Below are 18,241 nucleotides of genomic sequence, written 5' to 3'. Positions count from 1 at the left end.
TGGAAGTTTTTTAAAAGCTTCCTGCACCTGCCCATCCTGCTTCGGATGTCGTGAGCGACTGGTTATCCAGGAAAACCCCAGCTCTCTGAGGAGGCGGTAGACATTGGAGAGTTCATAGGCCACACCAAACTCTCGTTCGATATACGTTTGAATATCAGTACCTTGCAGTCGTCCCCCGATGGCCAGCCGGCTTTGTTGGTCGATATATTCGCTAAGCTGGGATAGCTGTTCGGCGCCGAGCTTGGCGGGTCGGCCTGGTGGACGGACACTATCCAGCCCCGCCACGCCGTGTAGCAAGAAGTTGCTCACCCATTTGTTGACACTTGTGCGGCTGACTTTGAGAAAGCGGGCAATGTCAGTTCTGGAATGACCTTCTTGAAAGTGTGCTAACGCCAGGAATCGCATGCGTTTCCTGGCGTTGGTTTCTGCCTTGGCGAGGGCCAAGAAATCGATTGGATCGGACATACTGAGTACAGTGAAACCAGAATAGAGCAATTAGATCACATCTTTAATCTGATTGGTATGAGCCCTTTTTTATTGCAAACAAGCCTTGCGAGGATGCTCGCGACCAGGGTGACTGGAAGGAAATGGAAGCAGGAAGGAGGGGGAGGTGGGGAGGAGGTGAGGGACGGACCCCCACCTCGACACGTCGTTATGCCAGCCAGGACCAGGCTGATTTGGTGATGGCTGCGCCCACCATGTAGCCGAATACTGCGAGAGCGGCCACCCCGGCCACCAGCTTCTGACCGCGGGCAGGGCGCTTGAGCGCCATGACGCCCAGGCCGATGTAGATCACCAGGGCAATCAGCTTGGCCATCAACCAGGGCTGCTGGCCAGGGCTCATCTGCAGGGTCACCGCCAGCAGCACGCCAAACAGCAGCAGGAAGGTGTCGTTGATGTGGGGCAGCACCTTCAACCATTTCTGTTGCAGCCGCCCGCTGCCCGCCAGCGCCAGGCTCCAGCGGTAGAGGAAGAGCAGCAGGCTGACCAGGGCCAGGGTCATGTGAAGGTGTTTGAGCATGGGGTAATAGGCAATCATGTTGCGTCCTTGTCGTTGTCGGGCAGACCGCTGTTCCATTGATGGGCGTGGGTACGCTCCTGTCCTTCCTGATCGTCTTGCAGCAGGTCGGAGAGGATGTCGCGGTATTGCAGGCTCTTGTTGATATAGGTGTGCTCGTCGTCCAGGTAGTTGACCTGTTCCCGCAGCAGTCGGTTGTCATACTGCTTGAACATCTGTCCCGCACGCCAGGCCTGATTGGCCCTGAACCCCAAGAGGGTGAGTGCTTCTACTCCAAGATCCACGGCCGATCCCAGGGTTTCGCGGTGCACGCTGTCTATCCCGTGGCGCAGGATCTCGTGGGCATGGGGTCTGTCCTGGGCACGGGCCAGTATTCTGAGGTGCGGGAAGTGCTTTTTCACCATCTCGATCACTTCGAGGGAGGTGGCCGGGTCATTGAGGGAGAGCACCAGCAGTTTGGCCTTGTGGGCGCCGGCCGCGTGCAGCAGGTCGAGTCGGCTGGCATCCCCATAAAACACCTGGTAGCCGTACTTTCTCAGCATCTCTATCTGGCTGGCATCCTGCTCCAGGATGGTGGTGCCAATACCATGGCCGTGGAGCAGACGCCCCACGATCTGACCGAAGCGACCGAAGCCGGCGATGATGACCGGGTGTTCCACCAGCTCGGGCTGTTCGTGTTCGGGGGTGTCGCTCTGGTTGCGGTAGTCGAACCAGGGCTGGATCACCCGATCGTTGAGGATAAGCAGCAGCGGTGTCAGCGCCATGGAGAGGGCGACGACCAGAGTCAGCAGTGAGATGGTGCTGCCCGGCAGTACCTTGTTCTGGGCGGCGAACGAGAATAGCACGAAGGCGAACTCCCCGCCCTGGGCCAGGGCCAGGGCGAAGGTCCAGCGCTGGTTCGGGGAGAGGCGAATGACAAAGCCGAGCCCCATCAGCACCAGCCACTTGAGCACCATCAGACCGATCACCAGTGACGGGATCAACAGGGGATGGGCGGCAAAGAGGCTGTAGTCGATGCCGGCACCCACCGACATGAAGAAGAGGCCGAGCAGCAGTCCCTTGAACGGCTCTATGTCTGCTTCCAGCTCGTGGCGGTATTCGCTGTCCGCCAGTACCACGCCGGCGAGGAAGGAGCCGAGGGCGGGGGAGAGGCCGACGGATTCCATGAGCACGGCAATGGCGATCACCAGCAGCAGGGCGGCAGCGACGAAGATCTCCCGCATGTGGGACTGGGCGATGGCGCGAAACACCGGCCGCATCAGGTAATGGCCACCCAGCACGATGCCGGCGATGGCGGCCACCACCAGCAGGCCGTGCTGCCAGCCTGCCAGCTCCGAGCTGCCGCTGCTGGCGACCGGCGCGATGGCCAGCAGCGGCAGGATCGCCAGGATGGGGATGACGGCGATGTCCTGGAACAGCAACACCGCAAACGCGGAGCGGCCGCTCTCGCTCTGCATCAGTTTGCGCTCCTGCAGGCTCTGCAGCACGATGGCGGTGGAGGAGAGCGCAAGAATGAGACCGATGGCGAGTCCCTGCTGCCAGGGCAGACCCAAAAGATAACCCACCCCGGTCAGGGCGACACTGGTGAGCAGCACCTGCAGACCACCGGTGCCGAGGATGGGCCCTTTCAGTTGCCACAACAGGGCCGGGCGCAGCTCCAGACCGACCAGAAACAGCATCAGCACCACCCCGAACTCGGCGAAGTGCATCACGTCTTTCTGCTCGCCCACCAGACCAAGCAGGAAGGGACCTATGATGATCCCCGCCAGCAGGTAGCCAAGGACGGAGCCCAGCCCCCACCGCTTGGCCAGCGGGACGGCGATCACCGCCGCCGAGAGGTAGATCAGGGCGTCAAACAGCAATCCATGTCCCATCAGCGGCTCCTCCTTAACATGATGAATGCCGGTGAGGGCTGGCCGGGCCTGCGCCCGGATCGAGTGTGTGTCATGGGAGTACCCCCAGCAGATCGCGCAGATAGGGGCTCTCGGCCAGCTGGGCCGGGGTCAGCTGCTCGTCACGCAGGGCGCACAGCAGTTGGCGATAGTCCTGGCCGCAGCGGCGCAGCGCCTCGGGATCCTCGATCTTGTGGAAAGAGTGCAGCACGAAAGGGGGCAGCCAGCGCATGCCGCACAGCTGTGCGGTCTGCTGGAAGGGGAGCAGGAAGTCGAGCAGCGGGCGCTGGTTGTAGCCGGCGCGGCAGTAGGATTCGGGGCCACCCCCCGTGGTGATGGCGCTGAGCCACTGCTTGCCGTTGAGGGCGTGGGCCTCGGGGCCGTAGGCATAGCCGTACTCCAGCACCAGGTCCATCCACTCTTTCATGATGGCCGGGCAGGAGTACCAGTAGAAGGGGTGCTGGAAGACGATGATGTCGTGCTCCGCCAGCAGGGCCTGTTCCCGTTTCACGTTGATGAACATGTCCGGATAGCGCTGGCAGAGATCGTGCAGGGTGATCCCCTCCAGCCCCTCGATGGCATGCAGCAGCTGCTTGTTGGCCCGGGAACTCTGCAGCGCCGGGTGTGAAAAGATGACCAGAATACGTTTCATGGGATTCCTGAAGAGGGTCTGCTGCCGGCACATGCGACAGATTGTGAGCTGAAACGTTATCAAGAAGCTCCCTGGCCCGCCAGTTCCGGGATCAGTGCGCGCAGCGCCGGATTCAGGGTCTGGTGGGCGGGGTAGCAGAGGCCGATGCGGCGGAACATCCGGGGGCCGCTCACGGGCAGGGTGCACAAGCCCGCTTCGTCCTCCACCAGCCCGTCGGGCAGGAAGCTGATGCCCACCCCGGCCAGCACCAGCGCCATCACCAGCCCCTTGCTCTCGGCCTTGGCCACCAGATTGAGGGTGAGCCGGTCACAGGCCAGCAGGCCTATGGTTTGCTGATGGGCTTCGCAGGGTGGGCACTCAATGAAATCATGGTGTTGCAACTCAGCCAGCTCGATACGCGCCCTGTCCGCAAGAGGGTGTCCCCTGGGAACGCACAGCACGTACTCCTCTTCCCAGAGCGGCAGGAAGATCTCGTCCTCCCGGCGCAGGGCATCCAGGGTCAGCCGGCAGTCGGCCGGGGTGCCGTAATCGGAGAGGGTGAGATCCAGCTCGGGCAGTACCCCCTGCACCCGCCGAAGCAATCCCGCCAGCCGACGGCGGCTGAGGTCGGGCATGATGGCCATGTTGAGTCTCGCACGCGTCGCCTTCTGGCGAAACAGAGTCGGCAGGCGACGCGCCTCTTCCACCAGCTTGACGGCGTGGGGATAGAGATAGTGGGCCGGATCCTTCGCTTCCACCCCCTTCTTGCCCCGGATGAAGAGGCTGTCCCCCAGGCTCTCTTCAAGCTGGCGAAGGCCGGCGGAGAGGGAGGGTTGGCTCACGTGGCAGCGGGCTGCCGCCGCCGTGATGTTCTTCTCTTCATAGATGGCGATGAAGAAGCGCAGCAATCTCAGGTCCAGCATGGGGATACCATAGTTAATTCAGATGATAACCAGCGGAAAACTATATTTATCGCCGATGGATGTAGCGACTATAGTGACTGGGTCCCGTGCTGGCCAGCCCTTGTTTGACGCCCATTTCAACGCATCAGAAGGAAAACTCCATGTCCAAGTCCCTCGTGGTGATCACCGGCGCGTCCGCCGGGATCGGTGCCGCCATTGCCCGCGCCTTCTCCGCCGCCGGCCATCCGCTGCTGTTGCTGGCCCGCCGGGTCGAGCCCATGCAGGCGCTGAACCTGCCCGATACCCTCTGCATCGGGGTCGATGTCACCGACACCGCCGCCATGAAGGCCGCCGTGGCGCAGGCGGAGGCGCAATTCGGCCCGGTGGGATGTCTGGTCAACAATGCCGGCGTCATGCTGCTGGGACAGGCCGACGTGCAGGATCCCGCCGAGTGGCAGCAGATGCTCAACATCAACGTGATGGGGGTTCTGAATGGCGTGCATGCGGTACTGGCCGGCATGAAGGCCCGCCGCAGCGGCACCATCATCAACATCAGCTCCATCGCCGGTCGCAAGACCTTCCCGAACCATGCCGCTTACTGCGCCACCAAGTTCGCCGTTCACGCCCTGACCGAAAATATCCGGGAAGAGGTGGCCGATGTGGGCGTGCGGATGGTGACCATCGCTCCGGGCGCGGTGGAGACCGATCTGCTCAGCCACACCACGGACGAGAGCATCAAGGCGGGCTACCACGACTGGAAGGATCAGATGGGAGGCGTCATTGCCCCCGAGGTGATCGCCGACGCCGTGCTCTACGCCTGGCACCAGCCGGCCAACGTCTGCGTGCGGGAGATCGTGCTGGCGGCCACCCGTCAGCAACCCTGATGCAGACGGGGGAGGGGTTGACCCTCCCCCTGGGCCAAGGGTTACCATAGGCCCTCTTTCGTCAATGAGTCGTCTCATGGTCCTGACCCGTCGCCAACTCGCTCGCGCCCGCCGCTGGCTCCCCCTGTGGAGTCTGGTGCTGGTGCTGATGTCGTTTGGCAGCCGTGCGGCCACCGATCTCTGTACCCTGACGCCCCATTGCAGCCAGAGCGAGCGTACCCTGGAAAAAGCCATGCCCTGCGGCAGCTTCACCTCGGCGCTCGCCATGACGGTGCTCACCAGCGACAGCCTGACGGTTGCCCGGCTTGAGCCCGACAGGCCGACATACCTCTCACCCTCTCTGTTCATGCCGGAGGCGCCCCTGGAGCGTCTCGAGCGTCCGCCCCGTCACCACGGCTGAGTCGAGTTTCCCTTTCCGGGCATTTCTTCTTAACCGAGGTGAGATATGTACAAGTCCCTGTTACTGGCCGTGCTGGCCGGTACCATCAGTTTTTCTGCTCTGGCAACCGGGCAGATGACCGTCTACAAGTCCCAGTATTGCGGTTGCTGCAAGACCTGGATCAAGCACATGGAAGAGAACGGCTTTGAGGTCAAGGTCGTGGAAACCGAGCAGCTTGACCCGATCAAGCAGCAGCATGGCATCACCCCGCAGCTGGCCTCCTGCCACACCGGGGTGGTGAATGGCTATGTGGTGGAGGGGCATGTGCCCGCTGCCGACGTGCAGAAGCTGCTAAAGGAAAAACCGGCGATCCGCGGTCTGACCATTCCGGGGATGCCCCAGAGTGCGCCGGGCATGGATATTCCGGGTCAGCCCTATCAGGTGCTGAGCATCAGTGACGAGGGCGCGACCAAAGTCTGGTCGAGCTACCCCGGCTGATGGATGCTGACCGTGAGCAGACACACTTCCATCATGTGAGGCACACCTGAGCGAACCCGTGTCGCCCACGGTCAGGGAGGAGGGCCGCCATCGCGAGATGGCGGCCCTTTTTCGTCGATTTGGGGGGGAATGTCCGGGGAGCCCTTGCAACCCCGGGCGACAAGGGGCAGATTGATCGCCAATTTTTATTTTCTCAGGGACGCTTTTCCCACTGCCTGCCGGTGTGCCGTCTGGATGCGTGCAGCACCAGCGGGAGGGGCGGCCCTGTGACAGCGCAAAGGATGCGACATGTTCACCTTTTCCCGGGGGTTGCTGCTGGCTTGCCTGCTTGCTGCGCCCTGTTCCCATGCCAACGAAGAGTCCGCCATGCCTACAAGCGATACTTCCACCCAGCCTGTCATTGTCCCCCCGGTGGCTGCCAAGCACCCCCATACCCTGAAAAAACACGGGGACACGCGCGCCGACAACTACTACTGGCTGCGTGACGACGAGCGGCAGAAGCCCGAGGTGCTGGACTATCTCAAGGCCGAGAATGCCTACACCGAGGCCATGCTCGCACCGATCAAGCCGCTGCGCGAGCAGCTCTACAAGGAGATGGTGGCCCGTATTCCCCAGCAGGACGAGTCTGTCCCCTATGTGAAGAACGGCTACCGCTATCAGACCCGTTACGAGCCGGGCAAGGAGTACGCCATCTACTCCCGCAGCAAGGTGGAAGGGGACGGGGCGCCCACCCTGCTGCTGGATGGCAACCAGCGCGCCGAAGGCCACGAGTTCTATGCCCTGGGGGCGCTCGAGGTGAGCCGCAACAACCGTTGGTTGGCGGTGGCGGAAGATTATCTCTCCCGCCGTCAATACAGGATCCAGTTCCTCGATCTGGAGAGCGGCGCCTGGGCCGCCGACACCCTCGAGAACACCTCCGGGAACCTGGTGTGGGCCAACGACAGCAAGACGGTCTTCTACGTGCGCAAGCACCCCAAGACCCTGCTGCCCTACCAGGTCTATCGCCACGAGCTGGGCACGGACCCCGCGAAGGATATCCTGGTCTACGAGGAGAAGGACGACTCCTTCTATGTGAGCCTCTACGCCACCACCTCGGAAGATTTCATCGTCATCTCCCTCTCCAGCACCACCACCAGCGAGGCGCGCCTCATTGATGCCAATGTGCCGGGCCAGACGCCACGCCTGTTCCTGCCCCGCCAGGTGGATCACGAATACAGCCTGGATCACTACCGCGGTCGCTTCTATGTGCGCTCCAACAAGGACGGCAAGAACTTCGGCCTCTATGAGACCAAGGAGAGCCCGGTGGATCGCTGGAAGGCGGTGATCGCCCCCAATCCGGACGTGCTGCTGGAGAGCTATGCCCTGTTCAGGGACTGGCTGGTGCTGGAGGAGCGCAGCCAGGGGTTGACCCGGTTGCGTCAGGTCAACTGGCAGAGCGGCGAACAGAAGGAGATCGCCTTCGACGATCCCGCCTATGTCACCTGGCTTGCCTACAACCCGGAGCCGGACACCAGCGCCCTGCGCTATGGCTACTCCTCCATGACCACGCCGTCCTCCACCTACGAGCTGGACATGGACAGCGGCAAGCGGACTCTGCTCAAGCAGCAGCCGGTGGCGGGCTTCGTGCCTGCGCAATATGCCAGCGAGCGGCTCTGGATCACCGCCCGTGACGGCGTGGCTGTGCCGGTGTCGCTGGTCTATCGCAAGGACAAGTTCAAGAAGGCAGGGGGTGGTGCAGGCACCAATCCCCTGCTGGTCTACGGCTATGGCTCCTACGGCGCCAGCATGGACCCGGACTTCAGCAGCTCACGCCTGAGCCTGCTGGACCGGGGTTTCGTCTACGCCATCGCCCATATCCGGGGTGGCGAGGAGCTGGGCCGCACCTGGTATGAAGAGGGCAAGCTGCTCAAGAAGCAGAACACCTTCAACGACTTCATCGACGTGACCGAGGCGTTGGTGGCGCAAGGCTACGGCGCCAGGGATCAGGTCTATGCCATGGGAGGCAGCGCCGGCGGCCTGCTGATGGGGGCCGTCATCAACCAGGCGCCCCAGCTCTATCGCGGCGTGGTGGCCCAGGTGCCCTTCGTCGACGTGGTCACCACCATGCTGGACGAGTCCATTCCCCTCACCACAGGGGAGTATGACGAGTGGGGCAACCCGAACAAGAAGCGCTACTACGACTACATGAAGGCCTACAGCCCCTACGATCAGGTCAAGGCCCAGGCTTACCCGAATCTGCTGGTGACCACGGGGCTGCACGACTCCCAGGTGCAATACTGGGAGCCGGCCAAGTGGGTGGCCAAGCTGCGTGAGCTGAAGACGGACGACAACCAGTTGCTGCTCAGCACCGACATGGAGGCCGGTCATGGCGGCAAGTCGGGCCGTTTCAAGGCCTATGAGGACATCGCCCTGGAGTTCGCCTTCATTCTGGAGCTGGCTGGCAGCAAGGCGTGATGGCCGGGCCCAAATGAAATCAGCTTGTTACCAAACCCCGTTCCGGCAGCCCCGGATCGGGGTTTTTGCATCTTGGCGACAAAAGCGTCATTAACGTCGTGTTTATGCTGTTCAGTAAGCACTTCGCAATATAACGGACCAGGTTTCTAATCCTTGCCAGTCAAGGGTTGCGAAAGAATCTGGGCGTGCTTTTTATTGCTTCCCTTTGATAGTTCATGTAATTAATCTGCCCTTGAGAAATGAATGATCCGCTTCAAACTTCTCGCTATTTAAATCCGCCATTTTGCTGTTTTGTTTGATTTATGTTGGTGTTATGTGCTTAATCGGGGCGTTAATGCTTTTGAACTGACCCGTTTCTGGTCAGATCACCTCCGATCGGCATGACGCTGATTATCTCACCGCAGGATGATGGTGGCTTTTGGAAGGGCGCGTGCCGCTCGACCATTTCCTCATACGAGGTCGTATAGGCGAACCCAGTCTTGGTGCGGGTCTGTCTCATATTCTCCCGGGAAACGGGTGAAATAAATCAATGAAAAGGATGAAGAACATGAAAGGATTATCCTTGGCGTGCGCCTTGTCGGCGGCTCTGGTCGGTGTGTCGTTTGGTGGTCCGGTGCAAGCGCAGGAGCGCTTCGTGACCATAGGCACCGGCGGTCAGACCGGCGTCTACTACGTGGCGGGCCAGTCCATCTGCCGCTTCCTCAACCGCGGCGCAGCCGATCACCAGATCAAGTGCAACGCCCCGGCCAGTGGCGGTGGTGTTGCCAACGTCAACGGCATCCGCTCCGGCGAATTCAACTTCGGCATCATGCAGTCCGACCACCAGTACAAGGCGATGAAGGGCGTCGAGCCGTTCAAGGCCGAAGGTCCGATGGATGACATCCGCGCCGTCTTCTCCCTGCAGAGCGAAGTGTTCACCATCCTGGCCCGCAAGGACGCCAAGATTGCCAGCTTCGACGACCTGAAGGGCAAGCGCGTCAACATCGGCAACCCGGGTTCCGGTCAGCGTGACACCTTTGAAGAGATCATGGCCGTGAAGGGCTGGGACAAATCCGCCTTCAGCCTGGTCTCCGAACTGAAACCCGCCGAGCAGGCCTCTGCCCTGGGTGACAACAACATCGACGCCATGAGCTACTTCGTCGGCCACCCGAACGGCGCCATCCAGGAAGCCTCCACCACCACGGACACCGTGCTGGTACCGGTAACCGGCCCCGAGATCGACAAGCTGCTGGCCGAGAAGAGCTACTACAGCAAGGCCGAGATCCCGGGTGGTCTCTACAAGGGCAGCCCGAACCCGACCCCGTCCATCGGTGGCAAGGCGGTGCTCTCCACCAGCGCCAAGGCCGATCCGGAAGTGGTCTACCAGCTGGTCAAGTCCGTGTTCGACAACCTGGACCGTTTCAAGCGCCTGCACCCGGCCTTCGCGGATCTGAAGGAAGCCGACATGATCAAGGTGGGTCTCTCCGCTCCGCTGCATGAAGGCGCTGTGCGTTACTACAAGGAACGTGGCTGGATGTAATCCGGCTGCGTCTTCGGATGTGCCCCGGACTCGCTCCTCCTTCGGGGGAGCGAGTCTCATTTATTGCAGTACCTACAGAGTCACACTATGCAGCAAACACAACAACAAGAGGCGCTCTCGGCCGAGGAGCTGATCGCCCAGGACGTCGGTGCCAGGCTGCCCGTCGGCCCCATGAGCTGGATCATCGCAGGTCTTGCGCTGATCTGGTCCCTGTTCCAGCTCTGGATAGCCTCGCCGCTGCCCTTCTCCCTCGGCATCGGCGTCCTCAACGACACTGAAACACGCTCGATTCACCTGGCCTTCGCCATCCTGCTCGCCTACCTGGTGTTCCCCGCCATGCGCAGCTCACCGCGAGACAGGGTTCCCCTTGCCGACATCGCCCTCGGCCTCGTCGGTGCCGCCGTCGCCAGCTATCTGTTCGTGATGTACCAGGAGCTTGCCCAGCGTCCCGGCAACCTGACCACCATGGACTTCGCGGTGGCCTGCGTCGGCATTCCGCTCCTGCTGGAAGCGGCCCGCCGCGCCCTGGGCCCGGCCCTGGCGGTCATCGCCATCGTCTTCCTGGCCTACAGCCTGGCCGGTCCCTGGATGCCTTCCCTGCTGGCCCACCGCGGGGTGAGCCTGCATGCGCTGGCCAACCACCAGTGGATCACCACCGAAGGGGTGTTCGGCATCGCCCTTGGGGTCTCCACCAGCTTCGTCTTCCTGTTCGTGCTGTTTGGCGCCCTGCTCGAGCGCGCCGGTGCGGGCCACTACTTCATCCAGCTCGCCTTCAGCCTGCTGGGTCACCTGCGCGGCGGCCCGGCCAAGGCGGCCGTGGTCGCCTCGGCCCTGACCGGCGTCATCTCCGGCTCCTCCATCGCCAACGTGGTGACCACGGGCACCTTCACCATCCCCATGATGAAACGGGTCGGTTTCTCCAAGGAGAAGGCCGGCGCGGTGGAAGTGGCCTCTTCGGTCAACGGCCAGATCATGCCGCCGGTCATGGGGGCTGCGGCCTTCCTGATGGTGGAGTACGTCGGCATTCCCTACGTCGACATTATCAAGCACGCCTTCCTGCCGGCGGCCATCTCCTACATCGCCCTGCTCTACATCGTGCACCTCGAGGCGCTCAAGCTCGGGATGCAGCCCATCGGCAACCGTCAGCCGCGCCCCTGGCTGCGCCGCCTGACCGGCTTCGCCTTCGGTGCCGCCCTCATTAGCGGCCTCTCCATGGCGGTCTACTACGGTCTGGGCTGGCTCAAGCCGGTACTGGGTGACTATGCCCTGCCGGGGATCAGCGTGCTGCTGGCCGTCGCCTACCTGGGACTGCTGAAGATCGCCGCCAGCAACGCGCCGCTGCCGGCGGAAGATCCGGACAAGCCGCTGGACGAGCTGCCCGAGACCCGCGCCGTGCTGCTCTCCGGCCTGCACTTCCTGCTGCCCGTGGTGGTGCTGGTGTGGTGTCTGATGGTGGAGCGCCTCTCCCCCGGCCTGTCGGCCTTCTGGGGTTCGGTGATGCTCATCATCATCCTGCTGACCCAGCGACCGCTGCTGAACTGGCTGCGCACCGACGGCAAGCATGACTACGGCTCCTTCACCGATGGCGTGGTGGACCTGCGCGAGGGGCTGATTGCCGGTGCCCGCAACATGATCGGCATCGGCATTGCCACCGCCACTGCCGGCATCATCGTCGGGGCCGTCTCCCAGACCGGGGTCGGCCTGGTGCTGGCGGATCTGGTGGAGTTCCTCTCCATGGGCAACCTGCTGCTCATGCTGATCCTCACCGCGCTGCTGAGCCTCATCCTCGGCATGGGGCTGCCGACCACTGCCAACTACATCGTGGTATCGAGCCTGCTGGCGCCGGTGATCGTCACCCTGGGTCAGCAGAACGGCCTCATCGTGCCGCTCATCGCGGTTCACCTGTTCGTCTTCTACTTCGGCATCATGGCGGACGTGACCCCGCCGGTGGGGCTGGCCTCGTTCGCCGCGGCCGCCGTCTCCAAGGGCGACCCCATCAAGACAGGGATCACGGCGTTCTACTACAGCCTGCGTACCGCGGCGCTGCCGTTCCTGTTCATCTTCAACACCGATCTGCTGCTCATCAACGTGGACTTCGCCCACGGCGTACTGATCTTCTTCGTGGCCACCATCGCCATGCTGATCTTCGCTGCCGCCACCCAGGGCTTCTTCCTGGTGAAGAGCCGCTGGTACGAGAGCGTGCTGCTGCTGCTGGTGGCCTTCACCCTGTTCCGTCCTGGCTTCTGGATGGATCTGCTGCACGACCCGTATCGCGACACCGCGCCGGCCGAGCTGGCCCAGACCATGGGTCAGGTGGAGGCCGAGAGCACCCTGCGCCTGCGGATGGAAGGGGAAGATGCGGTGGGCAAGTTGCGCCGCTTCACTGTGTTGCTGCCGGTGCCGGATGGTGCGAGCGGTGAGGATCGTCTGACCAAGCTGGGGATCCAGACCTATGAGCAGGACGGCAAGATCCTGATCGACACCGTCACCTTCGGTAGCCAGGCGGCCGATCTGGGGCTGGAGATGGATCAGCAGATCCTGAGCGTCAAGGCGCCCACCGAGCGCTGGCCCAAGGAGCTGATGTGGCTGCCGGGCTTCCTGCTGTTCGGGGCCGTGGTTTGGCTGCAACGCCGCCGGGTCGCTCGACCCTGATCATCACCCAATAAAAAACGGCGCCTTCGGGCGCCGTTTTTTATGCTGGGCTGTGATGCTGGCCGCTTCGGACCATCAGTCCAGGGCATCAGTTGGACTGGGTCTGCTTCTGTTTTTGCAGTTGGTCGAGGGTCTGCTGCTCCTGCGGGCTGAGGCCAAGCTGCTCGCAGGCCTGTTCAAAGCTGATGCCAAGATGGCACATCATGATGTCGATAGCGGGCAGGTAGTTGGTCATAGCGTCTTCCATGGTGATCCTCCAGAGCTGTCTCTTATGCCCGAGGGCGGGGATGGGGGCAATTAGACTTTAGGTGTAGGGTGCCATCTGCTTCAGCCTCTGCCACTGGCCGGGGGAATTTGCTACTCTTGCGGGCACTAAAGAGGTTGCCGCCCCAGGGTGAGCAGCCGGTGAGGAGCAGGGCATGTTATTGAGTTTCTTGATCATCGCATCGGGCTGGTGGCACATCCGCGCGGCTTACGGCTCAGACTCCCGTCAGTTCTACATCAGCAAACCCCTGACCATGCTGTTCATCATCGCCCTGGCGTTTGGCTACCAGGGCGACGATCACAACGGCTCCCATGCCTGGATCCTGCTCGGTCTCTGCCTGTCGCTGGCGGGGGACGTGCTGCTGATGCTGCCACGGGATCGCTTCATCCAGGGGCTGGCGGCATTTTTTGTCGCTCACCTCTGCTACATCGTCGGTTTCGCCCAGGGACCCCTGGTGCTCAAGCTGGTGGACGGCCTGCTGCTGTTGCTGGTGGCTGGCATGGTGTTCGGGCTCCTGTGGGGCCAGCTCGGCGAGATGAGGATCCCCGTCTTCTGCTACATGCTGGTGATCATCGCCATGGCCTGGGTGGCTGCCGGTGCCTGGCATGCCTCTCTCACTGCCGGCAGCGCCGCCGCCCTGGTGGGGGCGCTGATGTTCCTCTTCTCCGACAGCATGCTGGCACTGGACCGCTTCCGCCGCCCCTTCCCCCATGCCACGGCCTGGATCATGAGCAGCTACTTCGCGGCCCAGTTCCTGATCGCCGCCTCCCTGGCGGGCTGACTGGCGGGCAGCCATGAAAAACGGGCCTTCTGGCCCGTTTTGCTATGTGATCCCCACCTTTCACGCCTCGACCGGTTCTGCGTCAGGGTCCCTCGGGGCCGGCTGCTTGAGCAGCAGCATCAGGGCGCTGGCGACGAGCAGGAAGATACCCATCACGTAGAACACCTGGTTGTAGGCCATGATGGCCGCCTCGCGGCTGATGGTGTTCGACAGCATGGCCCGGGCCTGCAACTGGGCCTGCTCCGGCCCGGCTCCCTGGGCCATCATGTTCTGGGCCAGCTGCATCAGATAGGCCTGCCCCTCAATGCTGGTGGCGGCAAGGGTGCTGCCGATCTGGCTGACATGAGTCCGGGTGTCGTTGTCGATCAGGGTGGCGATGATGGCGATGCCGAAGGCGCCCCCCAGGTTGCGCAGCACGTTGAGCAGGGTTGAGGAAGAAGGGATCTCGTCCGGCGTCAGGCTGGCGGTCGCCACCAGGGAGAGGGGCACCATTATGAAGGGCTGCCCCAGGGCCCGCACGATGAGGGACTGGATCAGCTGGGGCCCGGCGTAGTCGGCATTCATGTTCACGTTCATGAAGCAGCTGATGGCGAAGACCAGAAAGCCGAAGCTCACCAGATAGCGCGGATCTATCTTGTGGGTCAGCTTGGGGACCAGGGGGAGCACCAGCAACTGGGGCAACCCCATCCACATCAGCACTTCACCGATTTCCAGGGCGTTGTAATTGTGGATCTGGGTCATGTAGAGGGGCAGCACATAGATGGAGCCCATCAACCCCATGCCGAGCACCAGGTAGGCGAAGCAGGCCAGGGCGAAGCGCGGGTTGTGCAGCAGCCGCAGGTTGACCAGGGGGTGGCGGCGCAGCAACTGGCTGATGACGAAGAACACCAGGGCCACCACCGAGATGACGGTGAGCCGCACGATGAAGCTCGAGCCGAACCAGTCCTCCCGGTTGCCCTCCTCCAGCACCACCTCCAGGAGGCCGAGACCCACAGCCATGGTGAGGATACCGATGAGATCCACCCGCTTGATCACCTCCCAGTCCACCGGCTTCCTGTCCAGTCCGTGGGCCAGCATGGCCATCACCAGCAGGCCGGGCGGCACGTTCAGATAGAAGATGTAGTGCCAGGACATCTGCTCCGTCAGCCAGCCCCCCAGGGTCGGGCCGATGGCGGGGGCGAAGGTGGCGCACAGGCCGAACAGCGCCATGCCGGTGGCCCGCTTGTGCAGCGGCAGCAGGCTGACGATGAGGGAGAAGGCCATGGGGATCAGGGCCCCGCCGGTGAAGCCCTGCAGCGCCCGAAAGACGATCATGCTGGTGAGGTTCCAGCTGAACGAGCAGAGCACGGAGGCGACGATGAAGGCGCCCGTGGTCCACAGCAGGTAGCGCCGCACGCTCAGTCCCCGGCTCAGCCAGCCGCTCAGCGGAATGGCGATCATCTCCGCCACCAGATAGGAGGTGGAGATCCAGGAGCTCTCGCTCAGGGTGGCCGAGAGTGCCCCCTGAATGTCTTTCAGGGAGGCGTTGGTGATCTGGATGTCGAGGATGGCCATGAAGGCGCCGATGAGGCCCCCCATGACCGCGATCCAGTTGCGGCGTGGTATGGCGTCCATCAGTGGGCGGCCACCACGGGATCAGGGGTGCGGGTGTCGACGATCACCTCGGTGGAGAGGCCGGGCAGCAGCTTGCCCGCCAGGGCGCCCGGATCCGGGATGCGGATCTTGACCGGTACCCGCTGCACGATTTTGGTGAAGTTGCCGGTGGCGTTCTCCGGCGGCAGCAGGGCGAACTTGGCGCCGGTGGCCGGAGAGAGGCTGTCGATGATCCCCTCGACCGGTTGATCCGGATAGGCATCCAGGATCACCTCCACCTTCTGGCCCGGCTGCATGTGCTGCAACTGGGTCTCCTTGAAGTTGGCCTCGACCCACACCTGGCTCAGGGGCACCAGGCTGGCCACCTGCATACCGGACTGGACGTAGAGCCCTTCCCGCAGGCTGCGCTTGCCGATGATGCCGTCAGCCGGGGCTCGCAGCTCGGTGTAGCCGAGTTCCAGCCTGGCTTGTTCAAGCTGGGCCTCGCTCAAAGCCAGCCTGGCCTGGTTCTGCTTGGCTTCGGCATCCAGCACCAGCAGCCGCTCGCGGGCGGCCTGCAAGGCTGCCTTGGCCTCCAGTGCCTGGGCCTGGTTGACCTGCAAGCCGGCACGCACCTCGTCCAGGCTGTCCTGGGAGCTGTAGTGACGCTCATTGAGCTGGCTGACCCGGCGCACCTGCTGCTGGGCCCGGACCTGCTCGGCATTGGCCGAGCTGACTTTTGCCTCGGCCTGGCGGATGAGGCTCAACTGCTGGATACGGGTGGCGGCGAGGTTATCCGCCGTCGCCTGGTTGAGGTGCAGATCGGCCTCGGCCTCCGCCACCTTGGTCCTGTATTCGCGGTCGTCGAGCCGGGCGATGAGCTGGCCGGCCTTCACCGCCTGGTTGTCGGTCACCAGCACTTCGCTGATGTAGCCGGAGAGCTTGGAACCGATGCCGGTCACCTCGCTTTGCAGGTAGGCGTTGTCGGTGCTCTCGAAGTAGCGGCCATGCAGATACCAGTAACCGGCAAACAGCAGGCCGAGCAGGGCCAGCACCAGGGCGGCCAGCAGGGGGATCTTCTTGTGTTGACTCATGATATTGGTTTTCCTGAACTGTGGCGGGCAGGCTAACATCGTGCAACTGTTTCGATTAGTATCCATTCATGAGATATACAGTTTCACTGGTGAAACAATGGACCTGAATGCTGCCTTAATCCTCGTTCGTATCGTCGACAAGGGCTCTTTTACCGCCGCTGCCCAGGAGCTGGGCATGACCAAGGCGACGGTGAGCCGCCGCATCGCCGAGCTGGAGCAGCGTCTCGGCGCGCGGTTGCTCTATCGCTCCACCCGGCAGCTCACCCTGACGGAAGCCGGTGAACAATATTATCTACGCTGCAGCAAGGCGGTGGAGGAGCTGGCCCAGGCCGAGCTGATGCTCAGTGCCAGCCAGCAGGAGGTGACGGGGACCCTCAAGCTGGCGGTGCCCATCGAGACGGGACAGCTGGTGGTGGGCAGGCTGGTGGCGAACTTCCTGCAAGCCTATCCGGGCATGAAGGTGGAGCTGGAGCTGACCAACCGCATCGTGGATCCCATCAGCGAGGGGCTGGATGCCATTGTGCGGGTCGGCGACATGAGCGACTCCAACCTGGCGGCGCGGCGTCTCTGGAGCACCGAGCGGCTGCTGTGCGCCAGCCCGGACTATCTGGCGCGCCACCCGGTGATCCAGAGGCCCGCCGATCTGGTGCATCACGAGCGGATCGCGGTCAGCACGGGGTTCCTCGCCTCGCACTGGTGTTTCGAGCTGGATGATCGTGAAGTGCTGGTGGATCCCCCGTCCCGCTTCCAGGTCAACAACATCACCTGTGCCAGGGAGGCGGCGAAGGCGGGGCTGGGGCTGGCTTCCCTGCCCGCCATGCTGTGCCATGATGAGCTGGCGAACGGGACGCTGGTCTCCTTGCTGCCGGAGTGGCAGCAACCCAGGGTACCCATCTACCTGCTGTTTCCCGAGCGGCGCCTGATGCCGCGCAAGCTGAGGGCATTCATCGATTTTCTGGTGGCCAACGGCCCGGCTTACGGCATCGACAAGCTGCTGTGAAGAGCCCGATGCGGCGATGATTGAACTGGCAAGGGTTTCGAGGACAACGTATGGAGCGGTGGATGAATCTGTATCGGGCATCTTGCTCCCGGAAGATGCTCACCCTGGAATGATGGTAGTGCTGGTGATGACGGCACTGGCAAGGGTTTCGAGGACAACGTATGGAGCGGTGGATGAATCTGTATCGGGCATCTCGCTCCCGGAAGATGCTTGCCCTGGAATGATGGTAGTGCTGGTGATGACGGCACTGGCAAGGGTTTCGAGGATAACGTATGGATCGGTGGATGAATCTGTATCGGGCATCTCACTCCCGGAAGATCCTCGCCCTGGAATGATGGTAGTGCTGGTGATGACGGCACTGGCAAGGGTTTCGAGGACAACGTATGGATCAGTGGATTAACTTGTATCGCGCCTCTCACTCCCTGGAGGCGCATGCCCTGAAAGGGGCCTTGGAGGTAGAGGGAGTCAGGGTGCGCCTCAGCGGCGAAGGGCTCTCCGGCGCGCTTGGGGAGCTGCCGGTGGATCTGCTGCAAGTGACCCTGATGGTGAACGAGCGGGATCGTCAGCGGGCGGGCCGGATCATCGAGCGCTACCAGCAGCGCCAGGGCAACGGCTGGCTGTGCGGTCAGTGCGGGGAGGAGAACGGCGCCAACTTCGATATCTGCTGGCGCTGCCATCACGATCCCCAGGATCACTGAAC

18 protein-coding genes are annotated in these 18,241 nt (G+C 62.7%); 10 read left to right on the top strand and 8 right to left on the bottom strand.

What is annotated here, in order from left to right; translation table 11 throughout:
* The 5 genes from PG892_RS05670 to PG892_RS05650 all read right to left on the bottom strand — a co-directional run.
* The coding region (locus PG892_RS05670) for an IS630 family transposase (protein ID WP_270825216.1) at window positions 1–465 on the bottom strand (465 nt) is incomplete at its 3' end.
* A gap of 187 nt (window positions 466–652) precedes the next feature.
* On the bottom strand, window positions 653–1,039 hold the full coding sequence (locus PG892_RS05665) for a SirB2 family protein (protein WP_039040394.1): 387 nt from the start codon (window positions 1,037–1,039) through the stop codon (window positions 653–655).
* Complete coding sequence (locus tag PG892_RS05660; protein ID WP_270825215.1) at window positions 1,036–2,892, bottom strand: monovalent cation:proton antiporter-2 (CPA2) family protein; 1,857 nt, start codon at window positions 2,890–2,892, stop codon at window positions 1,036–1,038. The genes PG892_RS05665 and PG892_RS05660 overlap by 4 nt, the downstream gene beginning before the upstream one ends.
* Before the next feature lie 70 nt (window positions 2,893–2,962).
* The gene (locus PG892_RS05655) at window positions 2,963–3,562 is read right to left on the bottom strand and encodes an NAD(P)H-dependent oxidoreductase (RefSeq protein WP_042015286.1); all 600 of its coding nucleotides are present in this window, start codon (window positions 3,560–3,562) and stop codon (window positions 2,963–2,965) included.
* Window positions 3,563–3,621: 59 nt separating this feature from the next.
* Entirely contained in the window at window positions 3,622–4,464 is an 843-nt protein-coding gene (locus PG892_RS05650) for a LysR family transcriptional regulator (RefSeq protein WP_200163583.1), read from the bottom strand.
* Between the two features lie 140 nt (window positions 4,465–4,604).
* Between PG892_RS05650 and PG892_RS05645 the strand changes: the two genes are divergently transcribed.
* The 6 genes from PG892_RS05645 (at window position 4,605) to PG892_RS05620 (ending at window position 12,829) form a co-directional block, all read left to right on the top strand.
* Window positions 4,605–5,327 carry an SDR family oxidoreductase gene (locus tag PG892_RS05645; RefSeq protein ID WP_041214285.1) on the top strand — a complete coding sequence of 241 codons (723 nt, stop codon included), beginning with the start codon at window positions 4,605–4,607 and terminating at the stop codon, window positions 5,325–5,327.
* A gap of 76 nt (window positions 5,328–5,403) precedes the next feature.
* Window positions 5,404–5,727, top strand: a complete 324-nt coding sequence (locus tag PG892_RS05640) for a hypothetical protein (protein ID WP_041214286.1) — start codon at window positions 5,404–5,406, stop codon at window positions 5,725–5,727.
* 45 nt (window positions 5,728–5,772) lie between these two features.
* On the top strand, window positions 5,773–6,204 hold the full coding sequence (locus PG892_RS05635; RefSeq protein ID WP_043154436.1) for a DUF411 domain-containing protein: 432 nt from the start codon (window positions 5,773–5,775) through the stop codon (window positions 6,202–6,204).
* A 288-nt stretch (window positions 6,205–6,492) separates the two neighbouring features.
* Complete coding sequence (locus PG892_RS05630; RefSeq protein WP_270825214.1) at window positions 6,493–8,658, top strand: S9 family peptidase; 2,166 nt, start codon at window positions 6,493–6,495, stop codon at window positions 8,656–8,658.
* Window positions 8,659–9,205: 547 nt separating this feature from the next.
* Window positions 9,206–10,177, top strand: a complete 972-nt coding sequence (locus PG892_RS05625) for a TAXI family TRAP transporter solute-binding subunit (RefSeq protein WP_041212355.1) — start codon at window positions 9,206–9,208, stop codon at window positions 10,175–10,177.
* An 87-nt stretch (window positions 10,178–10,264) separates the two neighbouring features.
* Window positions 10,265–12,829 carry a TRAP transporter permease gene (locus PG892_RS05620; protein ID WP_270825213.1) on the top strand — a complete coding sequence of 855 codons (2,565 nt, stop codon included), beginning with the start codon at window positions 10,265–10,267 and terminating at the stop codon, window positions 12,827–12,829.
* Window positions 12,830–12,917: 88 nt separating this feature from the next.
* On the opposite strand, the gene PG892_RS05615 is transcribed toward PG892_RS05620, so the two are convergent.
* The gene (locus PG892_RS05615; RefSeq protein WP_005332188.1) at window positions 12,918–13,076 is read right to left on the bottom strand and encodes a hypothetical protein; all 159 of its coding nucleotides are present in this window, start codon (window positions 13,074–13,076) and stop codon (window positions 12,918–12,920) included.
* A gap of 172 nt (window positions 13,077–13,248) precedes the next feature.
* Here PG892_RS05615 and PG892_RS05610 point away from each other — a divergent pair, with 172 nt between their 5' ends.
* A complete protein-coding gene (locus PG892_RS05610) occupies window positions 13,249–13,875 on the top strand; it encodes a lysoplasmalogenase (protein ID WP_039040401.1) in 627 nt (208 codons plus the stop codon).
* A gap of 60 nt (window positions 13,876–13,935) precedes the next feature.
* On the opposite strand, the gene PG892_RS05605 is transcribed toward PG892_RS05610, so the two are convergent.
* Together PG892_RS05605 and PG892_RS05600 are read right to left on the bottom strand one after the other, a co-directional pair.
* Window positions 13,936–15,489, bottom strand: a complete 1,554-nt coding sequence (locus PG892_RS05605; RefSeq protein ID WP_041212190.1) for a DHA2 family efflux MFS transporter permease subunit — start codon at window positions 15,487–15,489, stop codon at window positions 13,936–13,938.
* Entirely contained in the window at window positions 15,489–16,541 is a 1,053-nt protein-coding gene (locus PG892_RS05600; RefSeq protein WP_039040403.1) for an HlyD family secretion protein, read from the bottom strand. The genes PG892_RS05605 and PG892_RS05600 overlap by 1 nt, the downstream gene beginning before the upstream one ends.
* A gap of 97 nt (window positions 16,542–16,638) precedes the next feature.
* Between PG892_RS05600 and PG892_RS05595 the strand changes: the two genes are divergently transcribed.
* From PG892_RS05595 to PG892_RS05585, 3 genes are read left to right on the top strand one after another with little or no spacing between them, the layout of a single operon-like run.
* On the top strand, window positions 16,639–17,541 hold the full coding sequence (locus PG892_RS05595) for a LysR family transcriptional regulator (RefSeq protein ID WP_010672586.1): 903 nt from the start codon (window positions 16,639–16,641) through the stop codon (window positions 17,539–17,541).
* A 16-nt stretch (window positions 17,542–17,557) separates the two neighbouring features.
* Entirely contained in the window at window positions 17,558–17,941 is a 384-nt protein-coding gene (locus tag PG892_RS05590) for a hypothetical protein (protein ID WP_270825212.1), read from the top strand.
* A complete protein-coding gene (locus tag PG892_RS05585; RefSeq protein ID WP_010672587.1) occupies window positions 17,925–18,239 on the top strand; it encodes a putative signal transducing protein in 315 nt (104 codons plus the stop codon). Before PG892_RS05590 ends, PG892_RS05585 begins: the two co-directional genes overlap by 17 nt.
* Window positions 18,240–18,241 lie beyond the last annotated feature (2 nt).

The sequence above is a fragment of the Aeromonas sp. QDB68 genome (assembly GCF_027707405.1).
GTDB classification, from domain to species: Bacteria; Pseudomonadota; Gammaproteobacteria; order Enterobacterales; family Aeromonadaceae; genus Aeromonas; species Aeromonas caviae.
This window is presented reverse-complemented; position numbering and strand designations above follow the sequence as displayed.